Raw genomic sequence first — 11,407 nt, forward strand, 5'->3', positions numbered from 1 at the left:
TTGACATCAACCAACCGGTTGGTTAATAAAAAATGAACACAGGTCCGGTAGCGAAGAGGAGTCGCTGTCTGGACAAAACGGCACAAACCTGAGGAGGACCATCAATGCCGGGCAAATTCTCAATTCATAATGCTGCACTGACGCTTTTTGCAGGCGTGGCTTTGGTATTCGGCGCCTCTGCGGCCTATGCACAGGCCTTGGAGAAAATCAAAAGCGCAGGCGTCGTTCGCATCGGCGTTATGGGCGAACAGGCACCATGGGGTTCAATCGACTCCACAGGCAACAATGTCGGCTATGACGTCGATGTTGCGAAGCTGATCGGCGAGGAAATGGGCGTCAAGGTCGAGTTCGTGCCAAACGCCGTTGCTGCACGTATTCCCAACCTTTTGACCGGCAAGGTCGATCTGCAGATGGCGGTCATGGGCATGTATCCTGATCGCGCGAAAGCTGTCCAGTTCACCAAGCCCTATGCCGGGTTGAAGATCATTCTTCTGTCGAGCGCCAAGAACAACATTACCAAGATTGAAGACGCGAAAAGCCTTCGTATAGGCGTGCCGCGCGGCGCTGCGCAGGACAAGTCAATCACCAGTCTTCTGGGCGATGTCGCCAATATCCGCCGTTTCGATGATGACAGTTCGACAATGCAGGCGCTGGTATCCGGGCAGGTCGATGCCATTGGTGGCAACACCACCTACAAGATCAATCTCGACAAGGCTGCACCGGGCAACGATTACGAGCAGAAACTGGTCTTCAATGAACAGTGGATGGGCGTTACGACCAAGCTTGGCGACAAGGAAATCAATGCCTGGCTGAACCAGTTCATCGACAAGATCAAGGCAGATGGCCGTCTTGAGGCGATCAACAAGAAGTGGCTCGGCGAAGACAAGCTTCCAAATTTCCCGGAGAAGCTCGAAGGCGTGCCCTACACAGTCGAATAAGATCAGCGACAATTCCAATACAGCATGATGAGGCGGGGTGTGCGGCCACGATTGTGAAGTCGCGCCCTCGCTTCCACGGAAAGTTTGAACATGCGTAAAATCTTCATACTGAACGGCCCCAACCTTAATCTGCTCGGTCAGCGTGAGCCGGAAATTTACGGTCGAACGACGCTCGATGAAATTCGTTCTTGGGTGGAGGCGGATGCCGCAGAGTTCGGTGTGGCGATTGATTTTCGCCAGTCGAACTTCGAAGGTGAAATCATCGAAGCGATCCATGCCGCACGTCACGAAGCGGTTGGCATCATCATCAATCCGGCCGCCTTTACCTTCACCTCAATTGCTATTCTTGATGCACTCAAGACCTTCAATGGTCCCAAGATCGAGCTGCACATTTCCAACGTACATCAGCGTGAGGAAATCTATCACAAGTCGCTCGTATCGAGAACGGCAACAGCCGTGATGGCAGGTTTTGGAGCTCAAGGGTATCGCCTTGCTCTCAGGGCAATGACGGAGATGACGGCATGACACGCATTGGTCTTATGGGGGCGGGCCTGATTGGCCGCGAACATGCGGAACTTCTGACTTCCAACCGGCGCACGAAAATTGCCGCCATTTGCGACCCGACGCCAGCCGCTGCTGAAATGGCGGCACGGCTTTCCGTCCCGCATTTCTCCGACTATGGCACGATGCTCGATGAGGCAAAGCTGGACGGTGCCATCATCGCCCTGCCAAACCAGTTGCATGCACCGGCAGCTCTGGCTTGCATCGAGCGCGGTGTACCTTGCCTGATCGAAAAGCCGATTGCGGAAAGTCTGGCGTCAGCCAACCGGATTGTAGAAGCATCCGAACGTTCGGGTGTTGCTGTGCTCGTCGGGCATCAGCGACGTCACAGCCCGGATATCCGGTCGGCAAAGCGTGCCATTGACGCGGGCGAACTCGGCCCTCTGGTTGCCGTCAATGGCATGACCTTGTTTGACAAGCCCGATGACTATTTCAATACGGAATGGCGACGCAAATTGGGTGGTGGGGTGCTGCTGATCAATCTGATCCACGACATTGATGTGCTGCGCTATCTAGTAGGCGAGATCGAAAGTATACGCGCCTTTACGTCATCTGCGCGCCGCGGCTTCGAAGTGGAAGATACTGCAAGTATCTCGATCCGCTTCGTCAATGGGGTGCTGGGCACGTTCCTGATTTCCGATGGTGCCGTCAGCCCCTGGGCCTGGGAATATACGTCCGGTCAGGCGCTCTATCATCCGGCACAACCCGGACCATGCCTCTTCCTTGCCGGACGCAAGGCAGCATTGTCCGTTTCCGATATGTATCTATGGCGACACGCGGAGGAAAGTGATCATTGGCAGCATCCGCTGATCCGCGAATACCGGCCCGGTGATGGCTCGCTGACCTATGTGAACCAGCTCGACCATTTCGTTGATGTGATCCATGGCAATGCCAAGCCGTTGATCACGGCACGCGATGGCATGTTGACGCTTGCCGCCACGCTTGCGGTCGATGTTGCGGGACGTGAGGACCGTACCGTGACCCTTGCTGAAATGCTGAACACAGCCGGAGTGGCGGCATGACGAGCAGAAAGACATCACTCTCGTTCCTGACCGGGCTTGGCGTCGCGCCGGAAGAAGCCGTGCTGGCCGCAGCGGAAGCAGGTTACGATTATCTCGGTTTTCGCCTGCTGCCCGCTGTTCCCGGTGGACTGGCTTATGCGCTGATGGACGAGCCAGCCCGTGTGAAATCACTTATCAGCCTCATGAATGACAAGGGCGTCGAAGTTTTCGACATCGAGATGATCCGCATAGGACCGGATTTCGATCCCGAGCCATATCTGCCGTTTCTGGATTGTTCGGCCCAATTGGGTGCGCGTGCCATTCTGGTTGCGGGCGATGACGCCGACGAGGTGCGTTTGACCCACTCCTTTGTGAAACTGTGTGAGGCTGCGCGTCCTTTCGGTTTGTCGATGGATCTGGAGTTCATGCCGCAGTCCGAACTCCGCGATCTTGCGGCGGCGACCCGCGTGCTGACTGCGGCTGACCAGCCAAATCAGGGCGTGATTATCGATACGCTCCATGTTTCGCGAGCGCGCACCACGATCGAAGAAATTGCCACTGTGCCGCGCCGATGGCTGCATTATGCGCAGATCTGCGATGCTCCGGCCAAAATCCCGGAAAGTCGTGAAGAGTTGAATTTTGCCGCACGCCACGAGCGGTTCCTGCCCGGAGAAGGCGAACTCGATCTCATAGGCATGTTTGATGCTTTGCCGGCTGATATCCCGGTTGCGGTCGAAATCCCGAATGATCGTCAGGCGAAAGGCTTGTCTGTTGCTGAATGGGCGAAGCGAACGCTGCGGGCATCAAATGACATACTGTCCAAAGTGACCGGGGAGGTTGTAGCGTGAAAGACCTTGAAACCAAGACCATTCAGGGCGTGACGATCCCCAGCCTTGGACTGGGCACGTTCGAACTGAAAGGGCCGGAAGGCCAGACTGCGATCCGCACGGCGATTGAGCTTGGCTATCGCCAGATCGATACGGCCATTCGCTATGGCAACGAAGTTGAAGTGGGACGCGCTGTTCGCGAGAGCGGTGTCGCACGCGGTGACTTGTTCGTTACGTCCAAAATCTGGCTCACCGATCTTGATCCGGAAACAGTTGCCCACCGGGTCGATGAAAGCCTGGAGCGGCTTGGCTTTGACTATGTCGATCTGCTTTTGGTGCACTGGCCGAGCAAGACAGTTCCTCTCGGCGAAACGCTTTCCGCTTTCGCAGAAGCAAAAGCGAGCGGTAAGACCCGCCTGATCGGCGTCAGCAATTTCACGGTCGCACTTCTGGACGAAGCGCTGGATGTTCATAACGCCGAGTTGTTCTGCAATCAGGTCGAATTTCACCCTTATCTGTCGCAGGAGAAGCTCCTTACGCGCATGCGTGAGGCAGGCATGCTTTTAAATGCCTATCAGCCGATAGCGCGGGGCAAGGTTTTCAACTCGGATATCCTTGTCGAGCTTGGGCGCAAATACGGAAAGTCCGCTGGCCAGGTCACCTTGCGCTGGCATCTACAGCAGGACAATGTTGGCGCCATTCCGCGCTCCGCCAAACCTGAGAATATGAAGTCCAACCGGGATATTTTTGATTTTGAATTGTCCCCGGAAGATATGGCGGCAATCCATGCGCTTGCACGCGGCGAACGGTTCTCCCGTTTTGAATGGGAACCCGAATGGGACTGAACGCCCTGCTGGAGGAGGTTAGAACATGACACTTGATTTCAGCGTCGTCGCGGATGCCTGGCCCTCGCTGGTCTATGGGACACTGGGAACGCTGTTCCTGGCCGTCGTCGGCATGACACTCGCCACCATCATCGGTGTCGTGGGGGTTGCAATCTTGCGGACGCATAAGGTGATCCCATCCTTTCTGGTCACGACCTTTGTTGAGGTGATCCGCAACACGCCGTTTCTGGTACAGATTTACTTCATCTTCTTTGCATTGCCTCTTGCGGGTGTACGGCTCAATCCCACACTGACGGCCATTCTTGCCCTCGGGTTGAATGGTGGTGCCTATGCCATTGAGATTATCCGTGGCGGGGTCGAAAGCATTCCGAAAGGCCAGACGGAAGCGGGACTGGCGCTCGGTCTTCACCGGCACGAAGTGTTCCGTATGATCGTTCTGAAACCAGCGTTGCGCGCGATATATCCATCACTGTCGAGCCAGTTCATCCTGCTCACGCTCACGACCGCAATTTGCACCTCCATCTCCGCCTATGAGTTGACCTCAGCGGGACAGCGCATCGAGGCGGAAACATTCCGCAGCTTTGAAACCTATTTCACGCTGACCGGCATTTATCTCGTGATCTCGCTGGTGACGATGTGGTCGCTTGCCGCCATCGGGCGACGTGCATTCAGCTATCCGCAGCGTTGAGGAGGACGACTTATGGGACTGCAAGAATTCACCTATCTGCTGCAAGGTCTCGGCTGGACGCTCATCCTGACCGTTATGGCGTTTGCTGGCGGTATTGTCTCCGGCATCATCATCGCTCTGATGCGGGTATCGAAGCTCAAATGGGTTCGGGCTATCGCAATCGGCTGGATAGGTCTCTTTCAGGGCACGCCTTTGCTGATGCAGCTCTTTGTTGCCTATTTCGGCTTGCCCCTTCTTGGTTTCGATCTCCCGGCCTGGGCGGCGGTGGGCATAGCCCTCGCCGCGCACGCTTCGGCCTTTCTGGGTGAAATCTGGCGTGGCGCGATTGAAGCCGTTCCGAAAGGGCAGACTGAAGCGGCGGATGCACTTGGACTGCATCGCTACAGCCTGATGGTCGACGTCATCATGCCGCAAGCGTTTAAACTATCGTTGCCGGCCACCGTTGGCTTTCTTGTTCAGCTTCTGAAGGGCACGTCGCTTGCCGCGATTGTTGGCTTCATTGAACTGACCCGCGCCGGTTCGATTATCTCCAATCAGATCTACCGACCGCTTCTTGTGTTCGGTGTTGTAGGGGCGATGTACTTCGCCATGTGCTGGCCGCTCTCCTTGTGGGGCAGGCGTATTGAACGACGCATGGCCGCCGGCCTCTCCAGATAAGAAAGGGAACTTCTCATGACAACTGAGAAAAAGTCAGATGCGCAACCGATGATCATGATGCGCGACGTGGAGAAGTGGTATGGCAACTTCTATGCGCTGAAAAAGGTCTCCCTGACGGTCGCAAAGGGAGAGAAGATCGTTCTGTGTGGTCCATCGGGGTCCGGCAAATCCACCCTGATCCGTTGCATCAACCGATTGGAAGCGAGCCAGGGCGGCGAGATCGTCGTTGCCGGTCACGCGGTCAAGGAAGACCAGAAAGCCATTGATGCGGTGCGCCGTGAAGTTGGTATGGTCTTTCAGCAGTTCAACCTGTTTCCACATAAGACCGTGTTGGAGAACTGCATTCTGGCGCCGATGCGGGTGCGCAAAATTTCGCGGGACGAAGCGGAAGCGACGGCACGAAAATATCTCGACCGGGTGCGTATCGGTGATCAGGCCGAAAAATATCCCGCGCAGCTTTCCGGTGGACAGCAACAGCGCGTTGCTATTGCGCGGGCGCTATGCATGGAGCCCAAGGCCATGCTTTTCGATGAGCCGACTTCGGCGCTCGATCCCGAAATGGTCAAGGAAGTTCTTGATACGATGGTGTCGCTTGCCCGCGATGGCATGACGATGATCTGCGTGACGCATGAAATGGGCTTCGCTCGTCAGGTTGCGGACCGGGTCATCTTCATGGCGGACGGAGAGATTCTCGAAGAGAATGATCCCGAAACATTCTTTCGAGCGCCGGCGCATCCCCGCACACGAACCTTCCTCGGTGAGATACTACAGCATCACTGATCAGCCGAATTCAGAAGGGCGTTAAATCTCCCGCTTTGACAAGCGGGAGATTGCTGCGAATGCAGGGTCGTTCTTGTGACCCTAACCTGCTTTGGCGAAACGCCGGGAGATAGCCTCCGCGGCATCGATAATTGAATCTGTATCGATACCAAAATGCGCATAGAGATCAGCGATGGTTCCCGTCTGGCCGAAATGTTCAACGCCCAGCGATGTGGTCGCGTTGCCATGAACGGAGCCCAGCCAGCCGAGCGTTGCAGGGTGTCCATCCGTAACGGTGATGAAATGCGCATGTGAAGGAACGGGGGTCAGAAGCCGTTCAATATGGCTCACGGCCTCTCCAAATCCGTGGCGTCGCGCCCGCTGAGCCGCTGTCCAGCCAGCGTTCAGGCGATCTGCCGAGGTGACAGCGAGCACGGCAACGTCTCTTTGTGTCTCTGCAAGGCGGCCTGCGGCCGTCAGAACTTCGGGCGCCACACAACCCTGATAGGCCAGAACGAGGCGCGTGTTCGGTCGGGGTTCACGCAGCCAGTAAGCGCCGTCGATGACGCCCTGACGGAACGCTGGATCTTCCCGACGCGTGATCTGCTCGATTGGTCGTGTCGTCAGGCGCAGATAAATCGATCCGCCAGCTTCGTCGCGCAACCAGGTTCGGGGATCATGTTTCGCATACCCCTCTCGTTGCATGTAGTCGAAAGATCAGTCCATAATGACTGAAAGTTCGTCAAGGAAGGCCGGTTCGAAACTGGCAAGGCCATCCTGGCTCATGCCGATCAGTTGCTGACCGATGGACTGATGCGCTCCGCCCTCCGGTACGAGGGTGACGCCGGTCCCTGTGTTCCCGGTCTGTTATCCGTCAAACGACGTAGAAATGGACGAAAGTTAGGGATGACTGTTTTTTGTCTCGATGGTAAAAATCGATCCATACAAAGAGGAGAGGGCCATGGAGGGCAACCCCGATTTTCACAGATCCGGTGCGTTGAAGTCGCTTCTGACCGAAGGCGAGGAAGTGATACGTACTGCACGCGTATCCGATTATCCGAACTGGCTCGGTCCGATACCGGCTGTCCCGTTTGTCGTTATGGCACTTGCCTGTGGTCTCGGAACGCTCTTATTTATCAGCAGCATTATTTAAATTCCCGACCCCATGCGCATGTCAACTCACACGGAGTTGCCACAATACTGATGTTCAGGCATTTTCATAATGGTCAATGAATGAGGGCAACATGCGTATCCTCAGCCTGTTTTTCCTGCTTGTTCCCATAATTGCCTTTGCCCAATCACCTGTCTTGCCGGAGCTTTTCACCGTCACCGGCATCGAGGTCAATGAGAAACTCGATATTCACGGTGAGGCGAAGCAGGACGCAACCGTTATCGGTAGTCTGGCGTCCGGCGCTAAAGGCGTCGAAGTGATCGAGCTCGCCTCCAATGGCGAATGGGCTCTGGTGAATGGTGCAGAAAGCAGCGGTTGGGTTGAAGCGCGTTTTCTGCAGGCGCAGCCTAGCGTATGGGATAACGGCAAACTACCTCAATCGCTACGCTGCCACGGGACTGAGCCATTCTGGAATATCAGTTTTTCGGCCAAGGAAGTCAGGTTGAAAGTCTTGGATGCGCCAGAAAGGCTCTATTCGCGCCGATCGGTCAGTGATCGCGGCTTTGCCGGAGATCGTATCCGTGCCGTTGAGGCCGGTGACATGACCGCCGTGATCTTTCCCAAACAATGCTCTGATGGAATGAGTGACAGAACCTATGCCCTGCAAGCCGTGATTTCGTTGCGCAACAGCGATCGCACGATGTTTGCTGGCTGCTGCAGTATCGCAGCAAACTGAGGACGTCCGCCGAGCGGTTAGCGATGGTCCCTTAAGATCAAATCTTCGTTCACGCGGTGCGTGCCTGTACCGCTCCTGATTTTTAAGACGTAAATAAATCAGTTAAATTCTATTTGTTCAGCTTTCAAAGCTTTGCAGCTTGTCCAGAAGGCTTTTGGATATCTCGAATTGTCGCGCTGTTCCACGGCCCATGGAGTTCGTCACCATGGTTTCGGTCAACATGCCGCGTTTCACGAGGAGATCGACTGTCTCCTTCACGCCGCTACGCGTTAGTTCAGTGATTTCCATTATATTAGTTAGATTTAGCTTCTGGTGCGTCTGCGTCATCGTGTAAAGGATCGTCATCATGCCGATCTCTTTCACGCGCGCCTGCGGGGTCTCGCCTTCCATCGGATTGTCGAGGATCTCGTGAAGGATCAGTCCGGAAAAGGCGAGACTGTGCAATTGAGATTTAAGCGCTCTTGTCATGTCATTTAACTGTGGTATATACGTTAGTCAAAATGCATTGCATTACCGTATGACGCCGCTTCCATAGAGTGGTGTCATCGTTTCGGAGGGGCAAGTCCATGAAAAACCTTCTACTTAATTGCCTGCTAACTCTCTCGTCTCTTGCATTACCTTACCTGATTTATTCCGGCAATGCGCGCGCTGATGAATGGGGATGCAAGGTCATCCTCTGCCTTTCCAATCCGGGAGGGCCAACTGAATTTGCTGAATGCAATCCTCCGATCCAGAAACTCTGGCGCGAACTTGCGAAAGGTCATCGTTTTCCAGCCTGTAGCGGTGCGGGATTTCAAAGTTCGCGTCCAGGTTACGAACCATATTATTGCGATGCAGGCTATCGGCTTTCGCGCAGCTACGGCCCTTTGGGCCAAGAGGTGACCTGCGTTTCCATCACTCTGCAGAACGTGAGGCGTTCCCTGTGCGCTTTGGATCGTGACAATCGCGGAAGTCAATCCAACTCGGTCCTGTCGGCCCGACTGCAGCGCCTGGACGGTCGACTTCAGTGCACGGGCTATCCCCTCACGCGTCCGAACATTCGGAAACAGCCACATTATATCGACGTGTCTATCGATGGCGTCGGCAAACAGCGCGTCTGGTATTGAGCGATGGGTGCTGCATTCGTCGACATCGCACAAAACTGCGCTCCAATGGTTCAGATCGAAACTTTGGCCGCTGTCGTTAGTCTCGAGAGCAAGTTTCAGTCCTTCAATATTCGCATCAATAGCGGCAAGCCGGTTGCCGCGCAGCCGGCGAGTAAAGCCGAGGCGATCGAGATAGCGACATCGCTCGTCGCGGGCCGTCAGGATATCCAGATTGGATTGGGTGGGATCGGCGTAGAACAGCTTCAAAGACTGAACCTTTCCGTTTCCGATGCCTTCGATCCTTGCCTGAATCTCAAGGCTACAGCCACGCTTCTTGATGGCTATTATCGTCTCGCCCAACGTTTCGGCCGTGATCCGGAAGGTGCCGAGATGGTTATGCTTCAGTCCTATTATGGGCGAGACGATCCATCCCTTGGCGAAATGGTTCGATATGACGAACAGGTGCGCGACGAAGCAAAGCGCCTTTCACCAAGACTAAAGTCGCTCGTCCTCGTCGAGCCGAACCGGGAGGATGCCCGGAAGGATCAGGCCAAGGAACAAGCGGCCGCCAAAATCGGCACAAAAGTCACCCAAAACGAAGAGCCAGTAACGTGGGACGTGTTTCGTTCGAGGCGGCTCTCGTCTGTTCTCGTTTTCCAGAATGATCGATCGGAGCAAAGTGAATGATTTCGAAGTCCAAAACACGTCCCCTTGTCGCTTCCATGCTCATGGGCATCGCCATCGTTACGGCGTTAGCAGAGCCGGCTTTTGCACAGTCAGCTGGCATCGAGACCATACTGCAAAATATCGTCGATCTCCTGACCGGTAACATCTTCAGGCTGCTCGCGACAATCGCGGTCATCATTATCGCGATTGCGTGGATGTTTGGATACATGGATTTGAGGCGCGCGGGCTATTGGATCATCGGCATCGGGGTGATTGCGGGCGCTTCGGAGCTCGTCGGCACTATTGTTGGCAGCTGACGCTCATGACAAGCACACCCGTCCTCGAAGAAGACACGCTGTTTCTGGCTTGCACGCGCCCGGCAATGATTGCTGGCGTGACCATGGAAGCGATGGGCATCAATGTCATGCTGACAACCATCCTCTATATCGCTGCCGGATCGATCGCTTACGCCCTGGTTGGCATCGCCTTTCATTTCGTGTTCCGGACCCTCGTCAAGCATGACCATAATATGTTTCGCATTCTGCTTGCGTGGGTCGAAACCCGTGGTCGGTCCCGCAACGCAGCCTATTGGGGAGGCGCGACGCTTTCGCCGTTGAAACTTGTGCGGCGTTACGACGAAAGGGATCTGAGCCTTGCCTAGTCTTGCAACGCTGCGGTCTCGCGAACTTGGACCTGAGACCTTCATTCCCTATGTCCGGCATGTTGACGATACGACCATTGCGCTTGATTCCCGGGCATTGATGAGCGTGCTCGTGCTGGAGGGCGTTTCTTTCGAGACCGCTGATGTTCTCGATCTCAATGGTCTGCATCGTAGTCTGAACACGCTCTATCGCAATATTGCCGATGAGCGACTGGCGCTTTGGACGCATGTCATTCGTCGCCGGGACAACGACTATCCCGAAGGGCATTTTGCCAATTCATTTTCCGATAGTCTCAATACCAGATACCGCGAACGGATGGTCAGCGAGGACCTGTTTCGCAATGATCTTTATCTCACACTTGTCAGCTATCCAAACCGCGGTCCAGTCGAAAAAGCAGCCAGTGTTCTCTCGCGTCTGCGCAAGGCGAAACGGTCCGGCGTTGAGATGGATGAAGAGGCACTGAAACACCTGAAAGGGTGTTGTCACGTTAACTGGGCTGCAGTTGCCTGCCTGACGGTTTGGGCGTAAATTTTGGCGATGCAGACATCAGATATCATCTTCAAGCGTCACCGTTTTCCGCCACAGATCGTTGCTCATGCGGTGTGGCTTTATCTGCGGTTCAACCTTAGTCTGCGTGAAGTTGAAGAAATGCTGCTTGAGCGTGGAATCGACGTATCATACGAGACAGTTCGTCGTTGGATCGCCAAGTTCGGCCCCCAGATCACACGCAACTTGCGGCGGCGCCAGGCGCGCCCCGGCGATGTTTGGTATTTGGACGAAGTGGTCGTCAAATGCGCTGGAGAAAAATTCTGGCTTTGGCGTGCGGTGGATCAACATGGCTCCGTTCTCGAAGAAATCTTGCAGAAGCGGC

16 protein-coding genes and 2 pseudogenes are annotated in these 11,407 nt (G+C 55.1%); 16 read left to right on the forward strand and 2 right to left on the reverse strand.

The window, feature by feature from the left end:
* The first annotated feature begins 104 nt into the window (after positions 1 to 104).
* The 8 genes from ABWW11_RS22570 (at position 105) to ABWW11_RS22605 (ending at position 6,297) form a co-directional block, all read left to right on the forward strand.
* On the forward strand, positions 105 to 938 hold the full coding sequence (locus tag ABWW11_RS22570; RefSeq protein WP_124915806.1) for a transporter substrate-binding domain-containing protein: 834 nt from the start codon (positions 105 to 107) through the stop codon (positions 936 to 938).
* A gap of 90 nt (positions 939 to 1,028) precedes the next feature.
* Entirely contained in the window at positions 1,029 to 1,463 is a 435-nt protein-coding gene (gene aroQ / locus ABWW11_RS22575) for a type II 3-dehydroquinate dehydratase (RefSeq protein ID WP_124915807.1), read from the forward strand.
* Positions 1,460 to 2,521, forward strand: coding sequence for a Gfo/Idh/MocA family protein (locus ABWW11_RS22580; protein WP_124915808.1), 1,062 nt, complete (start codon positions 1,460 to 1,462; stop codon positions 2,519 to 2,521). Before aroQ ends, ABWW11_RS22580 begins: the two co-directional genes overlap by 4 nt.
* Complete coding sequence (locus ABWW11_RS22585) at positions 2,518 to 3,348, forward strand: sugar phosphate isomerase/epimerase family protein (RefSeq protein WP_124915809.1); 831 nt, start codon at positions 2,518 to 2,520, stop codon at positions 3,346 to 3,348. Before ABWW11_RS22580 ends, ABWW11_RS22585 begins: the two co-directional genes overlap by 4 nt.
* Positions 3,345 to 4,172: an aldo/keto reductase gene (locus ABWW11_RS22590; RefSeq protein WP_319081189.1), complete on the forward strand. Its 828-nt coding sequence runs from the start codon at positions 3,345 to 3,347 to the stop codon at positions 4,170 to 4,172. Before ABWW11_RS22585 ends, ABWW11_RS22590 begins: the two co-directional genes overlap by 4 nt.
* Before the next feature lie 25 nt (positions 4,173 to 4,197).
* Entirely contained in the window at positions 4,198 to 4,860 is a 663-nt protein-coding gene (locus tag ABWW11_RS22595; RefSeq protein ID WP_124915810.1) for an amino acid ABC transporter permease, read from the forward strand.
* 12 nt (positions 4,861 to 4,872) lie between these two features.
* On the forward strand, positions 4,873 to 5,517 hold the full coding sequence (locus tag ABWW11_RS22600; RefSeq protein WP_121539031.1) for an amino acid ABC transporter permease: 645 nt from the start codon (positions 4,873 to 4,875) through the stop codon (positions 5,515 to 5,517).
* 15 nt (positions 5,518 to 5,532) lie between these two features.
* Positions 5,533 to 6,297: an amino acid ABC transporter ATP-binding protein gene (locus tag ABWW11_RS22605; RefSeq protein WP_121539030.1), complete on the forward strand. Its 765-nt coding sequence runs from the start codon at positions 5,533 to 5,535 to the stop codon at positions 6,295 to 6,297.
* Between the two features lie 81 nt (positions 6,298 to 6,378).
* On the opposite strand, the pseudogene ABWW11_RS22610 reads toward ABWW11_RS22605, so the two are convergent.
* A pseudogene (locus ABWW11_RS22610) lies at positions 6,379 to 7,131 on the reverse strand (transketolase-like TK C-terminal-containing protein); the annotation flags it as partial.
* Positions 7,132 to 7,237: 106 nt separating this feature from the next.
* On the opposite strand from ABWW11_RS22610, the gene ABWW11_RS22615 reads away from it, so the two are divergent.
* Both ABWW11_RS22615 and ABWW11_RS22620 read left to right on the forward strand, forming a co-directional pair.
* Positions 7,238 to 7,429, forward strand: a complete 192-nt coding sequence (locus ABWW11_RS22615; RefSeq protein ID WP_121539029.1) for a hypothetical protein — start codon at positions 7,238 to 7,240, stop codon at positions 7,427 to 7,429.
* A gap of 76 nt (positions 7,430 to 7,505) precedes the next feature.
* Complete coding sequence (locus ABWW11_RS22620) at positions 7,506 to 8,123, forward strand: COG3650 family protein (RefSeq protein WP_319081288.1); 618 nt, start codon at positions 7,506 to 7,508, stop codon at positions 8,121 to 8,123.
* A gap of 117 nt (positions 8,124 to 8,240) precedes the next feature.
* Here the strand turns inward: ABWW11_RS22620 and ABWW11_RS22625 are convergent, their stop codons facing one another.
* Entirely contained in the window at positions 8,241 to 8,591 is a 351-nt protein-coding gene (locus tag ABWW11_RS22625; protein WP_078341111.1) for a MarR family transcriptional regulator, read from the reverse strand.
* Positions 8,592 to 8,689: 98 nt separating this feature from the next.
* On the opposite strand from ABWW11_RS22625, the gene ABWW11_RS22630 reads away from it, so the two are divergent.
* The 6 genes and pseudogenes from ABWW11_RS22630 to ABWW11_RS22655 all read left to right on the forward strand — a co-directional run.
* Positions 8,690 to 9,229 carry a hypothetical protein gene (locus ABWW11_RS22630; protein ID WP_121539026.1) on the forward strand — a complete coding sequence of 180 codons (540 nt, stop codon included), beginning with the start codon at positions 8,690 to 8,692 and terminating at the stop codon, positions 9,227 to 9,229.
* A gap of 3 nt (positions 9,230 to 9,232) precedes the next feature.
* Positions 9,233 to 9,895 (forward strand): lysozyme family protein, encoded by a 663-nt coding sequence (locus ABWW11_RS22635; protein WP_121539025.1) that lies wholly within the window; start codon positions 9,233 to 9,235, stop codon positions 9,893 to 9,895.
* On the forward strand, positions 9,892 to 10,191 hold the full coding sequence (locus ABWW11_RS22640) for a TrbC/VirB2 family protein (RefSeq protein ID WP_121539024.1): 300 nt from the start codon (positions 9,892 to 9,894) through the stop codon (positions 10,189 to 10,191). Before ABWW11_RS22635 ends, ABWW11_RS22640 begins: the two co-directional genes overlap by 4 nt.
* 5 nt (positions 10,192 to 10,196) lie before the next feature.
* Positions 10,197 to 10,535: a VirB3 family type IV secretion system protein gene (locus ABWW11_RS22645; RefSeq protein ID WP_121539023.1), complete on the forward strand. Its 339-nt coding sequence runs from the start codon at positions 10,197 to 10,199 to the stop codon at positions 10,533 to 10,535.
* Positions 10,528 to 11,010 (forward strand): annotated as a pseudogene (locus ABWW11_RS22650) (transporter); the annotation flags it as partial. The gene ABWW11_RS22645 and the pseudogene ABWW11_RS22650, both read left to right, overlap by 8 nt.
* Before the next feature lie 63 nt (positions 11,011 to 11,073).
* Positions 11,074 to 11,407 (forward strand): IS6 family transposase (locus ABWW11_RS22655; protein ID WP_353411630.1); only part of this gene is annotated, 334 nt, incomplete at its 3' end.

This window comes from Brucella sp. NBRC 113783, from assembly GCF_040372265.1.
Lineage (GTDB): Bacteria > Pseudomonadota > Alphaproteobacteria > Rhizobiales > Rhizobiaceae > Brucella > Brucella teleogrylli.

What these genes read in the sequence shown, in the direction of transcription:
- ABWW11_RS22570 (WP_124915806.1), top strand. Translation starts at nt 105, where the DNA reads ATGCCGGGCAAATTCTCAATTCATAATGCTGCACTGACGCTTTTTGCA.
- aroQ (WP_124915807.1), top strand. Translation starts at nt 1,029, where the DNA reads ATGCGTAAAATCTTCATACTGAACGGCCCCAACCTTAATCTGCTCGGT.
- ABWW11_RS22580 (WP_124915808.1), top strand. Translation starts at nt 1,460, where the DNA reads ATGACACGCATTGGTCTTATGGGGGCGGGCCTGATTGGCCGCGAACAT.
- ABWW11_RS22585 (WP_124915809.1), top strand. Translation starts at nt 2,518, where the DNA reads ATGACGAGCAGAAAGACATCACTCTCGTTCCTGACCGGGCTTGGCGTC.
- ABWW11_RS22595 (WP_124915810.1), top strand. Translation starts at nt 4,198, where the DNA reads ATGACACTTGATTTCAGCGTCGTCGCGGATGCCTGGCCCTCGCTGGTC.
- ABWW11_RS22600 (WP_121539031.1), top strand. Translation starts at nt 4,873, where the DNA reads ATGGGACTGCAAGAATTCACCTATCTGCTGCAAGGTCTCGGCTGGACG.
- ABWW11_RS22605 (WP_121539030.1), top strand. Translation starts at nt 5,533, where the DNA reads ATGACAACTGAGAAAAAGTCAGATGCGCAACCGATGATCATGATGCGC.
- ABWW11_RS22615 (WP_121539029.1), top strand. Translation starts at nt 7,238, where the DNA reads ATGGAGGGCAACCCCGATTTTCACAGATCCGGTGCGTTGAAGTCGCTT.
- ABWW11_RS22620 (WP_319081288.1), top strand. Translation starts at nt 7,506, where the DNA reads ATGAATGAGGGCAACATGCGTATCCTCAGCCTGTTTTTCCTGCTTGTT.
- ABWW11_RS22625 (WP_078341111.1), bottom strand. Translation starts at nt 8,591, where the DNA reads ATGACAAGAGCGCTTAAATCTCAATTGCACAGTCTCGCCTTTTCCGGA.
- ABWW11_RS22630 (WP_121539026.1), top strand. Translation starts at nt 8,690, where the DNA reads ATGAAAAACCTTCTACTTAATTGCCTGCTAACTCTCTCGTCTCTTGCA.
- ABWW11_RS22635 (WP_121539025.1), top strand. Translation starts at nt 9,233, where the DNA reads ATGGGTGCTGCATTCGTCGACATCGCACAAAACTGCGCTCCAATGGTT.
- ABWW11_RS22640 (WP_121539024.1), top strand. Translation starts at nt 9,892, where the DNA reads ATGATTTCGAAGTCCAAAACACGTCCCCTTGTCGCTTCCATGCTCATG.
- ABWW11_RS22645 (WP_121539023.1), top strand. Translation starts at nt 10,197, where the DNA reads ATGACAAGCACACCCGTCCTCGAAGAAGACACGCTGTTTCTGGCTTGC.